This is a genomic window from Janibacter terrae NBRC 107853 (assembly GCF_001591405.1).
In the GTDB taxonomy this organism is placed as follows: Bacteria; Actinomycetota; Actinomycetes; order Actinomycetales; family Dermatophilaceae; genus Janibacter; species Janibacter terrae.
Window position 1 is genome coordinate 189936 of the sequence record NZ_BCUV01000003.1, and the last position, 17701, is coordinate 207636.

The 17701-nt window shown below is 71.9% G+C and carries 18 protein-coding genes; 16 read left to right on the forward strand and 2 right to left on the reverse strand.

The window, feature by feature from the left end; genetic code table 11:
- The first annotated feature begins 8 nt into the window (after positions 1-8).
- The 3 genes from JT1_RS03375 to JT1_RS03385 are packed head-to-tail and all read left to right on the forward strand — an operon-like array spanning position 9 to position 3739.
- The gene (locus tag JT1_RS03375; RefSeq protein WP_082807437.1) at positions 9-1280 is read left to right on the forward strand and encodes an alkaline phosphatase family protein; all 1272 of its coding nucleotides are present in this window, start codon (positions 9-11) and stop codon (positions 1278-1280) included.
- Between the two features lie 34 nt (positions 1281-1314).
- A complete protein-coding gene (gene lepA, locus JT1_RS03380) occupies positions 1315-3216 on the forward strand; it encodes a translation elongation factor 4 (protein WP_422388934.1) in 1902 nt (633 codons plus the stop codon).
- A 43-nt stretch (positions 3217-3259) separates the two neighbouring features.
- Positions 3260-3739 (forward strand): hotdog fold domain-containing protein, encoded by a 480-nt coding sequence (locus tag JT1_RS03385; protein ID WP_068323016.1) that lies wholly within the window; start codon positions 3260-3262, stop codon positions 3737-3739.
- A gap of 3 nt (positions 3740-3742) precedes the next feature.
- Here JT1_RS03385 and JT1_RS03390 read toward each other — a convergent pair whose 3' ends face one another.
- On the reverse strand, positions 3743-4516 hold the full coding sequence (locus JT1_RS03390; RefSeq protein WP_068323019.1) for a tyrosine-protein phosphatase: 774 nt from the start codon (positions 4514-4516) through the stop codon (positions 3743-3745).
- Between JT1_RS03390 and hemW the strand changes: the two genes are divergently transcribed.
- The 3 genes from hemW to fabG are packed head-to-tail and all read left to right on the forward strand — an operon-like array spanning position 4515 to position 7191.
- Positions 4515-5738, forward strand: coding sequence for a radical SAM family heme chaperone HemW (hemW, locus tag JT1_RS03395; RefSeq protein ID WP_439645738.1), 1224 nt, complete (start codon positions 4515-4517; stop codon positions 5736-5738). The genes JT1_RS03390 and hemW overlap by 2 nt on opposite strands.
- Positions 5731-6381 (forward strand): trimeric intracellular cation channel family protein, encoded by a 651-nt coding sequence (locus JT1_RS03400; protein ID WP_068323027.1) that lies wholly within the window; start codon positions 5731-5733, stop codon positions 6379-6381. Before hemW ends, JT1_RS03400 begins: the two co-directional genes overlap by 8 nt.
- A 54-nt stretch (positions 6382-6435) precedes the next feature.
- The gene (fabG, locus tag JT1_RS03405; protein WP_068323028.1) at positions 6436-7191 is read left to right on the forward strand and encodes a 3-oxoacyl-ACP reductase FabG; all 756 of its coding nucleotides are present in this window, start codon (positions 6436-6438) and stop codon (positions 7189-7191) included.
- 69 nt (positions 7192-7260) lie between these two features.
- Here the strand turns inward: fabG and JT1_RS03410 are convergent, their stop codons facing one another.
- On the reverse strand, positions 7261-8139 hold the full coding sequence (locus tag JT1_RS03410; protein WP_082807439.1) for a DUF3097 domain-containing protein: 879 nt from the start codon (positions 8137-8139) through the stop codon (positions 7261-7263).
- Between the two features lie 121 nt (positions 8140-8260).
- On the opposite strand from JT1_RS03410, the gene hrcA reads away from it, so the two are divergent.
- From hrcA to era, 10 genes are all read left to right on the forward strand, one after another.
- Positions 8261-9295 (forward strand): heat-inducible transcriptional repressor HrcA, encoded by a 1035-nt coding sequence (gene hrcA / locus JT1_RS03415; RefSeq protein WP_068323034.1) that lies wholly within the window; start codon positions 8261-8263, stop codon positions 9293-9295.
- Positions 9296-9345: 50 nt separating this feature from the next.
- Complete coding sequence (dnaJ, locus tag JT1_RS03420; RefSeq protein WP_068323037.1) at positions 9346-10470, forward strand: molecular chaperone DnaJ; 1125 nt, start codon at positions 9346-9348, stop codon at positions 10468-10470.
- A gap of 4 nt (positions 10471-10474) precedes the next feature.
- A complete protein-coding gene (locus JT1_RS03425) occupies positions 10475-11218 on the forward strand; it encodes a 16S rRNA (uracil(1498)-N(3))-methyltransferase (RefSeq protein WP_068323040.1) in 744 nt (247 codons plus the stop codon).
- Positions 11219-11304: 86 nt separating this feature from the next.
- The gene (locus tag JT1_RS03430) at positions 11305-12294 is read left to right on the forward strand and encodes a hypothetical protein (RefSeq protein WP_068323043.1); all 990 of its coding nucleotides are present in this window, start codon (positions 11305-11307) and stop codon (positions 12292-12294) included.
- Positions 12291-13091, forward strand: coding sequence for a hypothetical protein (locus tag JT1_RS03435; RefSeq protein ID WP_068323046.1), 801 nt, complete (start codon positions 12291-12293; stop codon positions 13089-13091). Before JT1_RS03430 ends, JT1_RS03435 begins: the two co-directional genes overlap by 4 nt.
- Positions 13073-13903, forward strand: coding sequence for a hypothetical protein (locus JT1_RS03440; RefSeq protein WP_169701830.1), 831 nt, complete (start codon positions 13073-13075; stop codon positions 13901-13903). The genes JT1_RS03435 and JT1_RS03440 overlap by 19 nt, the downstream gene beginning before the upstream one ends.
- 13 nt (positions 13904-13916) lie before the next feature.
- Entirely contained in the window at positions 13917-14969 is a 1053-nt protein-coding gene (locus JT1_RS03445) for a PhoH family protein (RefSeq protein WP_082807440.1), read from the forward strand.
- A complete protein-coding gene (gene ybeY, locus JT1_RS03450) occupies positions 14966-15436 on the forward strand; it encodes an rRNA maturation RNase YbeY (protein WP_068323052.1) in 471 nt (156 codons plus the stop codon). The genes JT1_RS03445 and ybeY overlap by 4 nt, the downstream gene beginning before the upstream one ends.
- Positions 15433-16725: a hemolysin family protein gene (locus JT1_RS03455; protein ID WP_068323055.1), complete on the forward strand. Its 1293-nt coding sequence runs from the start codon at positions 15433-15435 to the stop codon at positions 16723-16725. The genes ybeY and JT1_RS03455 overlap by 4 nt, the downstream gene beginning before the upstream one ends.
- Positions 16722-17654, forward strand: a complete 933-nt coding sequence (gene era, locus JT1_RS03460) for a GTPase Era (RefSeq protein ID WP_068323058.1) — start codon at positions 16722-16724, stop codon at positions 17652-17654. The genes JT1_RS03455 and era overlap by 4 nt, the downstream gene beginning before the upstream one ends.
- Positions 17655-17701: the final 47 nt, after the last annotated feature.

Below are 17701 nucleotides of genomic sequence, written 5' to 3' on the forward strand. Positions count from 1 at the left end.
GAGACACGATGACCGACACCAAACAGCACGCCCGCACGCCCACCCGACGCACCGTCCTCGCGGCGGGCCTGGCCACGGGCGCGACCATCGCGATCTCGGGAGTGGCCGGGGCCCCGTGGGCCGCTGCCGCGCCCGTGGTCGACACCCGTCGCGTCTACGTGCTCGTCACCGACGGGCTCCGCCCCGACGAGATCAACGGCCTCAGCACCCCCAACATCGACGCCCTTCGCCGCGACGGCACCTGGTACCCGAACGCCCGGTCGCTGCCGATCATGGAGACCATCCCCAACCACGTGATGATGATGAGCGGCGTGCGACCGGACCGCACCGGCGTGCCGGCCAACAAGATCTACGACCGTGGTCTGGGCACGGTCCGGGACATGGACCAGCCCACCGACATCAAGGTGCGCACCGTCCTGGAGCGACTGCGGGACAAGGGGCTGACCACCGGCACCGTCCTGTCCAAGGACTACCTCTTCGGGGTCTTCGGCGACCGGGCGACCTACCGGTGGGAGCCCGAGCCGCTCATGCCGATCACCGACCACGCGCCCGACGCCTACACCTACGACGCGCTCGTGGAGATGGTCGACGAGGCCGACCCGCACCTCGTCCTCGCCAACTTCGGTGACATCGACCGGGTCGGGCACGCCGACCTCGGCGGGGCGGTCGACCTGCCGGCGCTGCGCTCGGCGGCCCTGCTCAGCACCGACCGTCTGATCGGGCAGTTCGTCGACCACCTGAGGACGAAGGGGACATGGGAGCAGTCGGTCGTCATCGTCCTCGCGGATCACTCCATGGACTGGTCCTTCGCGCACCGCGTCATCTCCTTGGGCACCCCCATCTCGGCCGACCCGTCCTTGCGGGACAAGGTCGAGATCGCGCAGAACGGCGGCGCGGACTGCCTGTACTGGACCGGACCCGCGGCTGAGCGGAGCCAGGGCCTGGAGCGGTTGCGCCGGCTCGTGCTCGCGCAACCCGGCGTCCTGTCCGTCCACACCCCGGCGCAGTTGCGGCTGAGCGACGTCGCGGGTGACCTCGTCGCCTACTGCAAGGCGGGCTGGCGCTTCTCCGACCCCACGGTCCTCGACAACCCGATCCCGGGCAACCACGGCCACCCGGTGACCGAGCCGATCCCCTTCGTCATCGCCGGCGGCTCGCCGCTGGTGCGACCGGGCACGCGCACGGCGGTCGCGCACACGATGGACGTGGCACCGACGATCGGGGAGATCTTCGGACTCGGTCGGCTGCCGGGCGGGTACGACGGCGTCTCCCGTCTCTGACGGGTTGCCGGAGCGGCTCCCCGTCCGTGGGAGGATGGAGGCCGACCCCTGTCCCGACGAACCCCGAGGTCCACCACCCGTGTCACCGCAGGCCCGTGAGGCCCTCCCGCCCAACGCGACCCCGCCGGCGCAGATCCGCAACTTCTGCATCATCGCGCACATCGACCACGGCAAGTCCACGCTCGCCGACCGGATGCTCCAGATCACCGGCGTCGTCGAGGCGCGGCAGATGCGCGCCCAGTACCTCGACCGGATGGACATCGAGCGTGAGCGCGGCATCACCATCAAGTCGCAGGCCGTGCGCATGCCGTGGGAGCAGGACGGGGAGACCTTCTGCCTCAACATGATCGACACCCCGGGACACGTGGACTTCACCTACGAGGTCTCCCGCTCGCTCGCCGCGTGCGAGGGGGCGGTCCTCCTCGTCGACGCCGCGCAGGGCATCGAGGCGCAGACCCTCGCCAACCTCTACCTGGCGATGGAGAACGACCTCACGATCATCCCGGTGCTCAACAAGATCGACCTGCCCGCGGCCCAGCCCGAGAAGTACGCGGAGGAGATCGCCGGCCTCATCGGCTGCGAGCCCGAGGACGTGCTCCGGGTGAGCGGCAAGACGGGCGAAGGGGTGGAGGAGCTCCTCGAGCAGATCGTCGCCAAGCTCCCCGCCCCCGTGGGCGACGCAGACGCTCCTGCCCGCGCGATGATCTTCGACTCCGTCTACGACAACTACCGCGGCGTCGTCACGTACGTGCGGGTCGTCGACGGTGACCTCAACCCGCGCGAGAAGATCGTCATGATGTCGACCCGGGCGACGCACGAGCTGCTCGAGATCGGCGTCATCTCGCCCGAGATGATCCCGAGCAAGGGCCTGGGCGTCGGCGAGGTGGGCTACCTCATCACCGGCGTCAAGGACGTGCGCCAGTCCAAGGTCGGCGACACCGTCACCAACGCGGGCACGCCGGCCGACCGGGCGATCGGCGGCTACAAGGACCCCAACCCGATGGTCTTCTCGGGGCTGTACCCGATCGACGGCAGCGACTACCCGACGCTGCGCGACGCCCTCGACAAGCTCAAGCTCAACGACGCGGCGCTCGTGTACGAACCGGAGACCTCCGCGGCGCTCGGCTTCGGCTTCCGCTGCGGCTTCCTCGGTCTGCTGCACCTGGAGATCGTCCGCGAGCGCCTCGAGCGGGAGTTCGACCTCGACCTCATCTCGACCCAGCCCAACGTCGTCTACGAGGTGACGATGGACGACGGCTCCACGATCACCGTGACCAACCCGAGCGAGTTCCCGCACGGCAAGGTCTCCGAGGTGCGCGAGCCGGTCGTCAAGGCGACCATCCTCGCCCCGAGCGAGTTCATCGGCGCGATCATGGAGCTGTGCCAGTCCAAGCGCGGCCAGCTCGGCGGCATGGACTACCTCTCCGAGGACCGCGTCGAGATGCGCTACACGCTGCCGCTGGCCGAGATCGTCTTCGACTTCTTCGACCAGCTGAAGTCGAAGACCCGCGGCTACGCCTCCCTCGACTACCAGGAGTCCGGCGACCAGGTCGCCGACCTCGTCAAGGTCGACATCCTGCTGCAGGGCGAGACCGTCGACGCCTTCAGCGCCGTGGTCCACAAGGACAAGGCCTACGCCTACGGCACGATGATGGCCGGCAAGCTCAAGGAGCTCATCCCCAGGCAGCAGTTCGAGGTGCCGATCCAGGCCGCCATCGGCGCGCGGATCATCGCCCGGGAGAACATCCGGGCGATCCGCAAGGACGTGCTCGCCAAGTGCTACGGCGGTGACATCTCCCGCAAGCGCAAGCTCCTCGAGAAGCAGAAGGAGGGCAAGAAGCGCATGAAGAACATCGGCACCGTCGAGGTCCCGCAGGAGGCCTTCATCGCCGCCCTCTCGTCCGACGACAACGCGGTGGACAAGGCCAAGAAGTAGCACATCCGTCGGGACAGGTAAGCGCTGGCTTAGTCTGGTGCGCATGGCCCAGCAGACCTTCGACCTGTACCAGCGCCTCACCCGGCTCCCCGCGGGCAAGCGCATCTTCTCCCTCCTCTACAGCGTCAAGGCGCCGTACTTCGCGACGGTCCGCCCGCAGGTGCGTGAGGTGCGCGCCCACCACGCCGAGCTGTCGATCAGCAACCGCAGGCGCGTGCACAACCACATCGGCACCCTGCACGCGATCGCGGTGTGCAACGGGCTCGAGGCCGCGATGGGGCTGCTCGCGGAGGCGACCTGCCCGTCCGACCAGCGCTGGCTGCCCCGCGGCCTGCAGGTGCGCTACCTCGCGAAGTCCACGACCGACCTGCTGTGCGTCGCCGAGACCGACCCCGAGCAGTGGGCCGGCGAGGCGCCGTACGACGTCGACATCCGCGTCAGGGCGGTGCGCACCGACGGCGTCGTGGTCGTCGAGGGCGTCATCCCCGTCTACGTGACCGCGAAGCCGCAGCAGGCCGCCTGAGCGTCAGGTCGTCAGGCGGGCGCGGAGGCGCTCGACCTCCGCCTCCTCCCACCCCGTGGTCGTCAGCCAGCCGACGGTCCCACCGAAGCCCTCGTGCAGATGGGTCAGGACGGCCTCCATCGCCTCGGCGCGCGGCGTCTGGTCATCGATGCTGTGGTGGGGGAGCGAGCGGCGGTAGGGCTCGACCTCGACGAGCCGCTCCATGATCCGGTGGATCCGCTCGGCCGTGCGCACGTAGTCGGCGATGATCTCCTCCTCGGGGACGCCGGCGACGGCCAGCGCCATCCCCACGACCGTGCCCGTGCGGTCCTTGCCGGCCGCGCAGTGCACCACGGCGCCGCCGGCGCTGTCGCGCACCGCGGCCAGGGCAGCGGCGACCGAGTCGGGACGCGTGCTGAGGTAGCCCGTGTAGTGCCGACCCCAGAACTCGCCGTCGCGCACGACCGACTCGTCGCGCTGCCAGCGCAGCGCGAGCGCCTCCTCGACCGTGGTCTGCGCGTCGACGTCCTCGCGCAGCAGGCTGAAGTGGTGGTGCGTCAGGGGGGTCGCGCGCAGCGGACCCTCACCCGTGACCTCGTACTCGACGTTGCTGCGCAGGTCGACGACGTCGGTGACGCCGAGCTCCTCGACGAGGTGACGCACGTCCCCTTCGCTCAGGTCCTGGAGGTTGTCGCTGCGGATGAGCCGGCCCTCCCGGGTGCCGCGACCGTCGCGGGTGGGCAGGCCACCGAGGTCACGCATGTTGACGACGCCATCGAGCTCGATCCACCTGGTCATGGGAGCCACGCTAGCCACCGGGTGGGAGGATGGGCCGGTGCGTCCCCCCTTCGGCATCTACCTGCACGTGCCCTTCTGCACCGTCCGCTGCGGCTACTGCGACTTCAACACCTACACGGCGACCGAGCTCGGCCCCGTCGGAGGAGCGAAGGGGGCGAGCCTGGCCACCTTCGTCGACGCCGCGATCGGTGAGCTCGACCTCGCCGCCGCCGCGGTCCCCGACGCGCCGCCGGTCTCGACGGTCTTCGTCGGCGGAGGGACACCGACGCTGCTGCCGCCGCAGGACCTCGTGCGCTTCCTCGACGCGGTCCGGAGGCGCTGGGGGCTGGCCGACGACGTCGAGGTGACGACCGAGGCCAACCCCGACAGCGTCACCGAGGAGTCCCTGCGGGTCCTGGCCGACGGCGGGTTCACGCGGGTGAGCATCGGCATGCAGTCGGCGGTGCCCGAGGTCCTCGCGACCCTCGACCGCACCCACGACCCGGCCAACGTCTCGCGCGCCCTCGCCGCGGCCCGCGCCGCCGGGCTCTCCGTGAGCCTCGACCTCATCTACGGCACGCCGGGGGAGAGCCTGGAGCAGTGGCGCACCTCGCTGGAGACCGCGATCGCGCTGGGGCCGGACCACCTCTCGGCCTACGCGCTGACCGTCGAGGAGGGCACCCGGATGGCGGTGCGCGTCCGGCGTGGCGAGCTGCCGATGCCGACCGGTGACGACGAGGCCGACAAGTACGAGCTGGCCGACGAGCTCCTCGCGGCCGCCGGGTACGAGTGGTACGAGATCAGCAACTGGGCACGCACCGACGCCGACCGGTGCCGGCACAACGAGGCCTACTGGCGCAGCCACGACTGGTGGGGCGTCGGGCCGGGTGCCCACAGCCACGTCGACGGCGTGCGCTGGTGGAACCGCAAGCACCCCGCCACCTGGGCGGCGCACCTCGCCGGCGGCGACCCCGCGGCCGAGCGCGAGGAGCTGACCGCGGAGCAGCGGGCCGACGAGCAGATCCTGCTCGGGGTGCGCCTGCGCGAGGGACTGCCGACAGCTGTCCTCACGGCCGACGGACGGAGGGCGGTCGCCGGCCTCGTCGCCGACGGCCTCGTCGAGGGGCCGGCCGCCCTGCGCGGGCGGGTCGTGCTGACCCGGCGCGGACGGCTGCTCGCCGACACCGTCGTGCACCACCTCGTGGCCGGTGCCCCCGACCCCGTGCGGGTGACCGGTGCCTGACGTCCCGGAGATCCCCGACCTCATCGGCTTCTTCGACCTGCTCGGCGTCCTCGCCAACGGCCTGCTCGGGGGAGCGGTGGCCCGGCGCTACCAGCTCGACCCCGTCGGTTTCACCGTGATGGCCATCATCTCCGCGCTCGGCGGCGGGGCGATCCGCGACGTGCTGCTCGACGTGCAGCCGGTGGCCCTGACCGACCTGCGCTACCTCACCGTCGCCCTCGTGGCCGCGGCCATCGCCTACCTCGTCCCGCTCGAGGGACGGCGCTGGCGCCAGATCTTCCCGTGGGTCGACGCCGTCGCGCTCGGCACGTGGGCGGTCGTCGGCACGCAGAAGGCGCTGCTCCACGACATCCACTGGCTCCCGGCGGTCCTGCTCGGTGTCCTCACCGCGTGCGGCGGCGGTGTCGTGCGCGACATGATGCTCGGCAACGTGCCGGTGATCCTGCAGCGCTCCGAGCTCTACGCGACGGCGGCCTTCGCCGGGGGGTCGGCGCTCGTCCTGCTCCACCTCCTGACGTCCGGGCCGATCGCCTCGCTCGGCGCACTGGTGGTCGGTGGCGGGGTCTGCATGCTCGCCCGCAAGCGCGGCTGGATGTTGCCGACCGAGCCGCCGTGGAAGCCGCCCCGCGTCCACCGACGGTGACCGGTCCGCGGACCGCGCTGTGACCGACCGGTACGCGTGGCGCACGATGGACCCATGACCACCACGCGTACCGCCATCGTCACCGGAGCCGCCCGCGGGATCGGCCGGGCCATCGCCCTGCGACTCGCCACCGACGGCCACCACGTCGCCGTCCTCGACCTCGACGAGTCCGCCTGCCAGGTGGTCGTCGACGAGATCACCGAAGGGGGCGGCACCGCCCTCGCCGTGGGCGTGGACGTCTCCGACCCCGACCAGGTCGAGGCGGGCGTCGCCCGCGTCGCCGAGGAGCTCGGCGCCCCGACCCTCCTGGTCAACAACGCCGGCATCATCCGCGACAACATGCTCTTCAAGATGACCGTCGACGACTGGGACTCCGTCATGGCGGTCCACCTGCGCGGCGCCTTCCTCATGACCAAGGCCACCCAGGCCCACATGACGGCCGAGAAGTACGGGCGCATCGTCAACCTCTCCTCCACCTCCGCCCTCGGCAACCGCGGTCAGACGAACTACTCGGCCGCCAAGGCCGGCATGCAGGGGTTCACCAAGACCCTGGCCATCGAGCTGGGCAAGTTCGGCGTGACCGCCAACGCCATCGCCCCGGGCTTCATCCAGACCGACATGACGGCCGCGACCGCCGAGCGCATCGGCGTGCCCTTCGAGGACTTCCTCGCGCACGCCGCGAAGGAGACCCCGGTCGGCCGCGTCGGTCAGCCCGAGGACATCGCCGCGACCGCGTCCTTCCTCCTGTCCGAGGAGGCCGGCTTCGTCTCGGGCCAGGTCATCTACGTGGCCGGTGGCCCGAGGGACTGACCCCGGCCTGCATTGCCCTAGGGCAATGCAGAGTGAACCCGCATTGCCCTAGGGGAATGCGGGTTCAGGTCATTCGAGGGCGGTGACGAAGTCGATGAGCTCCTCGACCCGCCCGAGCAGGGAGGGCTCGAGGTCGGCGTAGGAGCGCACGGTGCCGAGGATCTGCTTCCACGCCCGGGCGATGTCCGCCTGCGTCTCGTGCGGCCAGCCGAGATGGGCGCAGATCCCGCGCTTCCACTCCGTCGACCGCGGGATCGTCGGCCAGGCCTCCATGCCGAGGCGTTGCGGCCGGACCGACTGCCACACGTCGACGAAGGGGTGCCCGACCACGAGCACGTGGTCGGGTGCCACCCGGTTGGCCTCGGCGACGATCCGCGACTCCTTGCTGCCGGGCACGAGGTGGTCGACGAGCACGCCCATCCGCCGGCCCCGGCCGGGCCCGAAGTCCCGGATCGCCGCCGCGAGGTCGTCGACGCCGTCGAGCGGCTCGACGACGACGCCCTCGACCCGCAGGTCGTGCCCCCACACCTTCTCGACGAGCTCGGCGTCGTGCCGCCCCTCGACGAAGATGCGCGAGGCCCGCGCGACCTTCGCACTCTTGTCGTGCACCGCCACCGACCCGCTCGCGGTGCGCGAGGCGGCCTGGTGGGCGGCGGCGAGGGCCGCGCGCTGCGCCCCCTTCGGCGCCGTCAGGGTGACGGGCGCACCGTCGACGTGGAACCCGGGGCCGAGCGGGAAGGCCTTGACCCGGCCGCGGCGGTCCTCGAGGTGCACGACGTGGACGCCGCCGGCCTTCTCGACCGCGACGACGGCGCCGACCCAGCCGGTCTCGACGTCCTCGACGACCGTGCCGCGGGTCGCCTCCAGGGCGCGGGAGGTCGGGCGCGACAGCCTCCCCTTCGACTTCCAGTCGCCGGAGAGGACATCCTTGCCGTATCGATCGTTCACGGGCATCGACGGTAGGACGAAGGGGGGACACCCGGGCGACGGCACGCCGGACTTCGGGGAATGCGGCGCGCGGTCGTAGACTTGGCACTCAGTCGGACCGAGTGCCAGCGAAGGAGGCAGCATGAGTCAGGAACGCCGGATGGCCGTGCTCAGCGCCATCGTCGAGGACTACGTGCAGACCTCGGAGCCCGTCGGCTCCAAGGCGTTGCTCGACCGGCACCAGCTCAACGTCTCCGCGGCGACCGTCCGCAACGACATGGCGGTCCTCGAGGACGAGGGCCTCATCGTCGCGCCGCACACCTCCGCCGGTCGGATCCCGACCGATGCCGGGTACCGGCTCTTCGTCGACCGGCTGGCCGCCATCCGACCGATGTCGAAGGGGGAGCGGGCCGCGATCACCGACTACCTCGAGGGCGCCGACGACCTCGACGTCGTCCTCGACCGCACGGTGCGGCTGCTCTCGACGCTCACCCGCCAGGTCGCCGTCGTGCAGTACCCCTCGCTCACCCGCAGCACCGTCAAGCACATCGAGCTGGTGCCGATGGCGGAGACCCGGCTCATGGTCGTCGTCATCATGGGTACCGGTCGGGTCGAGCAGCGCATCGTGCCGATCGGCGTCGACTACCTGACGACGGCGGGGGCCGACGCCCTGGCGAGCGCCCGGGCCCGGATCAACGCCGCGACCCGGGAGCGTCGTCTCGCCGACGCCCTCACCTCGCTGGCGACCCTCCACGAGGAGGACAGCCAGACCGAGGACGCCCTGACGGCGGGGGTGCTCGCGGCGCTCGAGGAGGCGCTCGCCGAGGAGCGCGCGACCAAGGTGACGCTGGCCGGCACGGCCAACCTCGCCCGCAGCTCGAGCGACTTCCCGATGACGCTCGAGCCGGTGCTCGACGCGCTCGAGCAGCACGTCGTGCTGCTGCGGCTGCTCAGTGCCGAGGCGGGCCACGACGCCACGGGCGTCTCGGTGCGCATCGGCTCCGAGAACCCCGTCACCGGGCTGCAGAGCACCTCGCTCATCACCTCGGGCTACGGCTCGGGCGACGAGCAGGTCGGCGCCGTCGGCGTGCTCGGCCCGACCCGGATGGACTACCCGGCGACGATGGCGCAGGTGCGTGCCGTCGCCACCTACCTCTCGCGGATCATGGACGCCTGACCGGCGTCCACCCGCACCGACCACCACCACGACCCACGAGGACGTCACGCGTGAACGACTACTACGAGGACCTCGGCGTCAGCCGGCAGGCCACGCCCGAGGAGATCAAGCGGGCCTACCGCAAGCTCGCCCGCACCCTCCACCCGGACGTCAACCCGGGCCCGGAGGCCGAGGAGAGGTTCAAGGCCGTCTCCCAGGCCTACGACGTGCTCTCCGACGAGACCAAGCGGCGCCAGTACGACATGGGCGCCGACCCGTACGGCGGGGCGCACGAGGGCTTCGGTGCCGGCTTCAGCTTCAGCGACATCATGGAGCAGTTCTTCGGCCAGGCCGGTGGCGGCGGCGGCCGCGGCCCCCGCTCGCGCTCCTCGCGCGGCCAGGACGGCCTCGTCGGGCTGGAGATCGACCTCGCGACCGCCGTCTTCGGCGGCCAGGAGGACCTGACGATCGACACCGCGGCGGTCTGCGGCTCGTGCTCCGGCGACGGTGCCCAGCCCGGCACCGGCCGACGCACCTGCGACACCTGTGGTGGCCGCGGTGAGGTCCAGCAGGTGCAGCGTTCCTTCCTCGGGCAGGTCATGACGACCCGTCCGTGCCCGACCTGCCAGGGCTACGGCGAGGTCATCCCCAACCCCTGCCACGAGTGCTCCGGCCAGGGCCGGGTCCGCAGCCGCCGCACGATGAAGGTGCGCATCCCCGCCGGGGTCGACTCCGGCACCCGCATCCATCTCGCGGGCGAAGGGGAGGTCGGTCCCGGTGGCGGTCCGGCCGGCGACCTCTACGTGGAGCTGCGCGTGCGTGACCACGCGACCTTCACCCGCCGCGGGGACGACCTGCACGCCTCGGTCTCGGTGCCGATGACCGCGGCGGCACTCGGCGTGACGATGAGCTTCGCGACCCTCGACGGGGAGCAGGAGATCGCCGTCAAGCGCGGCACCCAGCCGGGCGACACGATCGTCCTGCCCGGTCTGGGCGTGACCCACCTGCGGGTCGAGGGCCGCGGCGACCTCGTCATCCACATGGACGTGCGCACGCCCACCAGGCTCGACGCGGAGCAGGAGCAGCTGCTGCGCCAGCTCGCGCAGGTCCGCGACGAGGAGCAGCCCGACGGCGAGCTCGACGACGTCGACTCCGGCTTCGTCGGGCGCCTGCGCCACGCCTTCAAGGGACGCTGACCGCGTGACCGCACCGCTCTTCCTCGTCGACCCCGGGGCCCTCGACGGCCTCGGGGTCGACGGCGTCGTCGACCTCACCGGTCCCGAGGCGCACCACGCGGCGACGGTCATGCGCCTCGCCGTGGGGGAGGAGGCGCTCGTCGCCGACCGGGGCGGCGCCCGGGTGCTCACGACGGCCGAGGCCGTGGCCGGCGAGCTCGTGCGCCTGCGGGTCACGGCCCGCGCCGACGAGCCGGAGCCGTCCGTGCGCCTGACGCTCGTGCAGGCGCTCTCCAAGGACGGCCGGGACGAGGACGCGGTCGAGGCCGCGACCGAGCTCGGCGTCGACGCCGTCGTGCCCTGGCAGGCGGACCGCTCGATCGTCCGGTGGAAGGGCCCGAAGGTCGACAAGGGTCGCCGCAAGTGGGCCAACGTCGTCGAGCGCGCGGCCAAGCAGTCCCGGCGCGGCCGGTGGCCGCGCCTCGGCGACCTCGTGACCACCGCGGGGCTCGCCGACCTCTGCGGGGCGGGGGTGACCCCCTTCGTCCTGCACGAGGACGCGACCACCCCGCTCGCCACCGTCGACCTGCCCGAGGCCGGTGAGGTCCTCCTCGTCGTCGGTCCCGAAGGCGGCATCTCGCCGCAGGAGGTCGAGCGCCTGGTCGCCGCGGGCGCGACCCCGGTGCGTCTCGGAGCGCAGGTCCTGCGGGCCTCCACGGCAGGACCCGCCGCGATCGCCGTCGTGAGCTCTCGCGGCCGCTGGCACTGAGCGAAGGGGGAGTCCTCCCCCTCGCGCGGCCGCTGCGGCGCCCCTAGTGTTCAGCAGGACCGAGGCCGAGGAGCAGGGGAGCAGACATGAGCGTCACCGAGGGCATGGATGCGGCTCGCATCCACCTGATCGCGGGTCGGCTGCAGCGCAGCAGCGAGCAGCTGGGGGAGCTCGGGACGCGGGGGCGCGGGCAGCTCTCGGTGCTCCACGGCGCGTGGGCGGGTCCCGACCTGGAGGACTTCGGACGCGAGTGGGGCGCTGCCGAGAGGTCGCTCCAGGCCGCCGGCCAGACCCTGTCGATGCTGAGCACGCGGTTGCGCGCCGAGGCGGGGGAGCAGGACGACACGTCGTCCTCCACGGGGAGCGTCCTCGGCGGAGGCGGTCTGCCCACCGGCCCCGGCCCGGGCGGTCCCGGCGGGCCGTCCGGTCCCGAGGGGGTCCCGTGGCTGGAGAACCTCTCCACGTGGGTCGGACGCGTCGGGGCCCTCGACGGCGTCAACGACATCATCAGGGCGCTCAACGCCGGTCGCGGCCTCGGTGCCCTGCTGAGCGGGATCCCGGCGCTGACCCGTCCGATCCTCTCGCCGGCCGCCCGGCTCGGGCTCTACCTGCAGGCGGAGCTGACCCACCCGCTCTTCGGCAGGGGGGCAGCGGCACTCTTCGGCAGCTCGCGCCTGGCGCCCCTGTTCAACTCCAGCCGGCTGGCCGCCCTCTCCGGTGGGTTCGGTCGCCTCCTGGGTCCGCTGTCCGTCGGTGTCGGGGCCTACGACCTCGTCCAGGGGGTCCGGGAGGGCGACTGGTCCCAGGCGATCTCCGGCGGCCTGGGCATCGCCTCGGTCGCGGCGCCCCTCCTCATCGCCTCCGGGCCCGTCGGCTGGGCCGTCGCCGGCGGCCTGGCCATCGGCTCCTTCGTCGTCAGCCAGTGGGGTGACGACATCGCCGCGGGCGCGCAGCAGGCGTGGGACTGGACGGGAGACCGGCTGTCCGACATCGGTGACAGCGCGCAGAGCTTCGTCGAGGACGCCGGTAGTGTCCTCTCGTCCGGCCTCAACACCATCGGAGGGCTGTTCTCGTGACCGACACCACCGCCGCCGAGGCGCCGCTGCTCGACCTCGTGGCGAGCGACGAGGCCCAGCGCGTGTGCGCCGAGCTGCTCGACACCGCCCGCACCTCGCAGCTGCCGCTCGAGATCGGCACCCTCACCGACGAGGAGCTCGTCGCCTACCTCGGGTCCGAGGACGCGGCCGGACCCATGGGCGTCTGGTACTCCTCCCTCGTCGTCGAGGCCAAGCAGCTGACCCAGTTCGCCACGCTCCGGGCGCTCACGGCGCGCGGTCAGTTCCTCCAGCTCGTCGACGAGAGCGGCCAGGAGGCCTACCGGCTCGCCGAGCCGGTGCTGGCGACGCTGCGCCTGCGCGACACCGAGCCGCGCCTGTCCGCGCAGACCGCGCGTGACGACGGCCCCTGGTGGTACCTCCTGCGTCCGCTCGAGGGTGGGCTGTGGCTGCGCGAGGTCGTCACCCCCGCCGGGATGCACAGCTTCCACATCGTGCGGGTCGAGGACGAGGAGGAGCTCTTCCTCACGGTCGTCGGTGTCACCGCGGGGGCCCCGGCGGCCGCGGTCGAGGCCGACCTGACGCCGGCGCAGCTCGAGACGCAGACCGAGGACAACTCCTTCCTCGCCGACTGCACGCACTCGACCTCGCTCATGGCGATCAGCCCCGGCCAGGCCACCCCGGACGTGCTCAACATCCACGTGGGGCAGGACGCCGCGGTCTTCCTCGGGCGCCGCATGGGTGAGCACATGGCCTTCCGCGGGGCGCCCGGTCAGGTCGTCGTCGACACCTGGCGATCGTGGGTCGCCGCCCAGTGAGCCGGGCCTTCTACCGGTGGTCCGGCGGGACGACCGCGGACCACGAGGCACTGGCGTGGTTCTCGTCGGCCACCCCGGGCCGCATGGGTCCGCTCGTCGCCCGGTTCCGTGGTGGGATCGGCGTCGGTGCGTGGGTGCGGATCGTCGGCGTCGGTCTCGGCGTCGGCGTCGTCCTCGGTGTCCTCGTCCTGCTCCTCGCCCCGGGCGCCGCGCTGGTGGCGGCCGTCGCCGCCTGCGCCGTCACGGTCGTCGTCGCGGTCCTGGCAGCGACGGGCGCACTGCTCGCGGCGCGGCGGTACCGCTACGACGTGCACGCCCACGGCCTGGTGCTGCGCGGCCTGCGCGGGGGGTACGACGTCCTCCCGTGGGCGAGCCTCGACCCCGGACGCGTCTTCATCGCGCGCAGCGTCCGCGCGATGACCCGCATGCCCATCGCCCTCCACCGCCAGCGGGCGGCCTTCCCCCCCGGCGTGGTCCTCAACGGGTGGACCAACAGCCCCACCGGGACCCACGAGGCCATCGAGGCCTTCTCCGGCGGTTACCGGTACCAGCCGACGGCGGGCGAGACCCCCTTCGGCTGGTGGCAGCTGGGCGTCACCGACCCGGCAGCGCTGCTCGGCGCGATCGAGCACGCCATGGTCGCCGACGGCTACGCGGCCGCCGGGCTCACCCCCTTCGCCCTCTCGCGTCGGTACTCGGCCGGTGATCTGCGCCGCGACCCGACGATCCAGCGGGAGCGGCAGCTCACCGACCCGGTGATCGGGCTCCCGACCGCCGCACGGCCGTCGCCCGCGGGACCCACGGGCCCGTAGGATCAGGAGCACGATGCCTCAATCCGACCATCCCGACCTGCGCGCGCTCGACGCGATCTCCGACGACCCCCGAGCGGCTGCCCCCGACGGCGCCCCGAGCGTCCAGCAGACCATCGTCCTGCCCGACAACATGCCCATGGTCAGCGTCCTCGGTCCGACCGACGAGCTGCTGCGCACCATGGAGCGGGCCTTCCCCAAGACCGAGATCCTCGTGCGCGGCAACGAGTTCCGTCTGCGCGGTCCCGCCGATGACCTCGAGGTCATCGACCGGCTCCTCGACGAGATCATGGAGATCGTCGAGGCCGGCCACCCGCTCAACAAGGACGCGGTCGAGCGCGCGATCACCATGCTGCGCGGCCAGACCCGGGAGCGGCCGGCCGACGTGCTGACGATGAACATCGTCTCCAACCGCGGCCGCACGATCCGCCCCAAGACGCTGGGCCAGAAGCACTACGTCGACGCGATCGGCGACAACACGGTGATCTTCGGCATCGGGCCGGCGGGCACCGGCAAGACCTACCTCGCGATGGCCAAGGCCGTGGCGGCCCTGCAGGCCAAGCAGGTCGCGCGGATCATCCTCACCCGACCGGCCGTCGAGGCGGGGGAGAAGCTCGGCTTCCTGCCCGGCACGCTCGGCGACAAGATCGACCCGTACCTGCGACCGCTCTACGACGCGCTGCACGACATGATCGACCCCGAGTCGATCCCGCGCCTCATGGCCGCGGGCACCATCGAGGTCGCCCCGCTGGCCTTCATGCGCGGCCGCACCCTCAACGACTCCTTCATCATCCTCGACGAGGCGCAGAACACCTCGCCCGAGCAGATGAAGATGTTCCTCACCCGCCTCGGGTTCGGCTCCAAGATGGTCGTCACGGGTGACACCAGCCAGGTCGACCTGCCCGGCGGCACCGAGTCGGGCCTGAAGGTCGTCCAGCGCATCCTCACCGACATCGAGGGCGTCGAGTTCGTCCACCTCGACGCCTCCGACGTCGTCCGGCACCGGCTCGTCGGCGAGATCGTCGGCGCCTACGACCGCTACGACGCGACGAAGGGGCAGCGCCGATGAGCGTCGACATCCTCAACGAGACCGACCACACCGTCGACGAGACCGAGTTCGTCGACCTCAGCCGCTACGTGCTCGAGCAGATGCGTGTGCACCCGCAGGCCGAGCTGTGCATCCGCCTCGTCGACGAGCCGACGATGACCGTCCTGCACGAGCAGTGGATGGACCTCGCCGGGCCGACCGACGTCATGAGCTTCCCCATGGACGAGCTGCGGCCCGGCCGCGAGGGGGAGAGCCCGCTCGAGGGTGTCCTCGGCGACATCGTCCTGTGCCCCTCGGTCGCCGAGGCCCAGGCGGTCGCCGCCGGGCACGCCACGATCGAGGAGATGCTGCTGCTCACGACCCACGGCATCCTCCACCTGCTCGGCTACGACCACGCGGAGCCGGACGAGGAGAAGGAGATGTTCGAGCTGCAGCGCCAGCTGCTCCTGACCTTCCTCGCGACCCGTGGCCGGGGGGACACGGGGTGACGAGCCTCATCGTCGGCGCGATCGTCTCGATCGTCGCCGCGTTCGGCCTCACCCTCATCGACGCCGCGATCGGTTCCGCCTCGCGCGTCGCCGCCGAGGAGGCGGACAGCGAGGGACGAAGGGGGGCCCCCGCCCTCCGCGAGATCCTCGCCGACAGCGCCGGGCCGATCTCGGTGATCGCCTTCCTGCGCGCCGTCGCCGAGGCCGTGGCCGCGGTGCTCATCACCCTCGTCGTCGTCGACCAGGTCGAGCGGACGTGGTTGGCGCTGCTCGTCTCCGCCGCGATCATGGTCGTCGTGACCTTCGTGCTCGTCGGCGTCTCGCCGCGCACCCTCGGTCGCCAGCACAGCACCGCGATCGCGCTGGCGACGGCTCCCTTCGTCATCTGGATGCGGCGGTTGCTCGGGCCGGTCGCCCGCCTGCTCGTCACCTTCGGCAATGCCGTGACCCCCGGGCGCGGGTACCGCGACGGACCCTTCCGCTCCGAGGCCGAGCTGCGCGACCTGCTCGACCTCGCCGGGGAGTCGGCGATCATCGAGGACGAGGAGCGCGACATGCTCCACTCCGTCTTCGAGCTCGGGGACACGCTCGCGGGCGAGGTCATGGTGCCGCGCACCGACATGATCACCATCGAGTCCGACAAGCCGGCGCGCAAGGCGCTCAACCTCTTCATCCGCTCCGGCTTCTCCCGGGTGCCCGTCGTGGGGGACGACACCGACGACATCGTCGGGCTGCTCTACCTCAAGGACGTCGTGCGACAGGTGCTCGCGGACGAGAGGAGCTCCGGGCGGGCGGTCGAGGACTTCATGCGGCCGGCCCCCTTCGTCCCCGAGAGCAAGCCGGTCGACGAGCTGCTGCGTGAGATGCAGCGCGACCAGATCCACGCCGCGATCGTCGTCGACGAGTACGGCGGCACGGCCGGCCTGGTGACGATCGAGGACATCCTCGAGGAGATCGTCGGTGAGATCACCGACGAGTACGACCGCGAGGGGCCCGGTATCGAGGACCTCGGTGACGGGCGCCACCGCGTCCCCGCCGGCATGCACGTCGACGACCTCGGCGAGCTGTACGGCGTCGACCTCGACGACGAGGAGGTCGACACGGTCGGCGGGCTCATCGGCAAGGTCACGGGCCGGGTCCCGATCATCGGGGCCCGCGCCGAGGTGGCCGGTCTGTCGCTCACTGCTGAGAAGATGTCCGGACGACAGCACCGCATCGCCACCGTCATCGTCGAGCCCCTCGCGGCCGACGCCACCGGCGGCCACGAGCAGGAGGAGATCGGGGCATGACGCAGGACCAGGACGAGGCCACCTGGCGGGCGGGGTTCGCCTGCCTCGTCGGGCGACCCAATGCCGGCAAGTCGACGCTGACCAACGCCCTCGTCGGCGACAAGGTCGCGATCACCTCGAGCAAGCCGCAGACCACGCGGCACACGATCCGCGGCATCGTGACGCGCGACCACCAGCAGGTCGTCCTCGTCGACACGCCGGGGCTGCACAAGCCGCGCACCCTGCTCGGGGAGCGGCTCAACGACCTCGTGCGCGAGACGCTGCTCGAGGTCGACGTCATCGGCTTCTGCCTGCCGGCCGACCAGAAGATCGGGCCGGGGGACAGCTACATCGCGGCCGACCTGGCCGAGCTGCAGCGCGCCAAGCGCGTGCCCGTCGTCGCCATCGCCACCAAGGCCGACAAGGTCGACCGAGAGCGTCTCGCGGAGCACCTCATCGCCATCGACCAGCTGGGGGACTGGGCCGCGATCGTGCCCTGCTCGGCTGTGCGCGGCGACCAGATCGAGGACGTGCTCGCCGTGCTCGGCGAGCACCTGCCCCCTTCACCCGCCCCGCTGTACCCCACGGACCAGCTGACGGACGAGGACGACGAGACGATGATCGCCGAGCTCGTCCGCGAGGCCGCCCTCGAGGGCGTGCGCGACGAGCTCCCGCACAGCCTCGCGGTCGTCGTCGAGGAGATCGTCCCGCGGGAGGGCCGGCCCGAGCACGACCCGATGCTCGATGTGCGGGTCAACGTCTTCGTCGAGCGCGACAGCCAGAAGGCGATCATCATCGGCCGGGGCGGGTCGCGCCTGCGCGAGGTCGGCACCACGGCTCGCGTCGGGATCGAGAAGCTGCTCGGTCAGAAGGTCTTCCTCGACCTGCACGTCAAGGTCGCCAAGGACTGGCAGCGCGACCCCAAGCAGCTCCAGCGCCTGGGGTTCTGAGACTGCGGCCCGAGGTCACGAGTCGGTCACGAGCATTTGGGCGCAGG

Bases quoted from the DNA above. Each gene is read 5' to 3' on its own strand.
- fabG (WP_068323028.1), top strand. From the start codon at position 6,436: ATGACCACCACGCGTACCGCCATCGTCACCGGAGCCGCCCGCGGGATC.
- ybeY (WP_068323052.1), top strand. From the start codon at position 14,966: ATGAGCGTCGACATCCTCAACGAGACCGACCACACCGTCGACGAGACC.
- JT1_RS03390 (WP_068323019.1), bottom strand. From the start codon at position 4,516: ATGACCAGGTGGATCGAGCTCGATGGCGTCGTCAACATGCGTGACCTC.
- lepA (WP_422388934.1), top strand. From the start codon at position 1,315: ATGGAGGCCGACCCCTGTCCCGACGAACCCCGAGGTCCACCACCCGTG.
- era (WP_068323058.1), top strand. From the start codon at position 16,722: ATGACGCAGGACCAGGACGAGGCCACCTGGCGGGCGGGGTTCGCCTGC.
- JT1_RS03445 (WP_082807440.1), top strand. From the start codon at position 13,917: ATGCCTCAATCCGACCATCCCGACCTGCGCGCGCTCGACGCGATCTCC.
- hemW (WP_439645738.1), top strand. From the start codon at position 4,515: ATGGGAGCCACGCTAGCCACCGGGTGGGAGGATGGGCCGGTGCGTCCC.
- JT1_RS03430 (WP_068323043.1), top strand. From the start codon at position 11,305: ATGAGCGTCACCGAGGGCATGGATGCGGCTCGCATCCACCTGATCGCG.
- hrcA (WP_068323034.1), top strand. From the start codon at position 8,261: ATGAGTCAGGAACGCCGGATGGCCGTGCTCAGCGCCATCGTCGAGGAC.
- JT1_RS03385 (WP_068323016.1), top strand. From the start codon at position 3,260: ATGGCCCAGCAGACCTTCGACCTGTACCAGCGCCTCACCCGGCTCCCC.
- JT1_RS03375 (WP_082807437.1), top strand. From the start codon at position 9: ATGACCGACACCAAACAGCACGCCCGCACGCCCACCCGACGCACCGTC.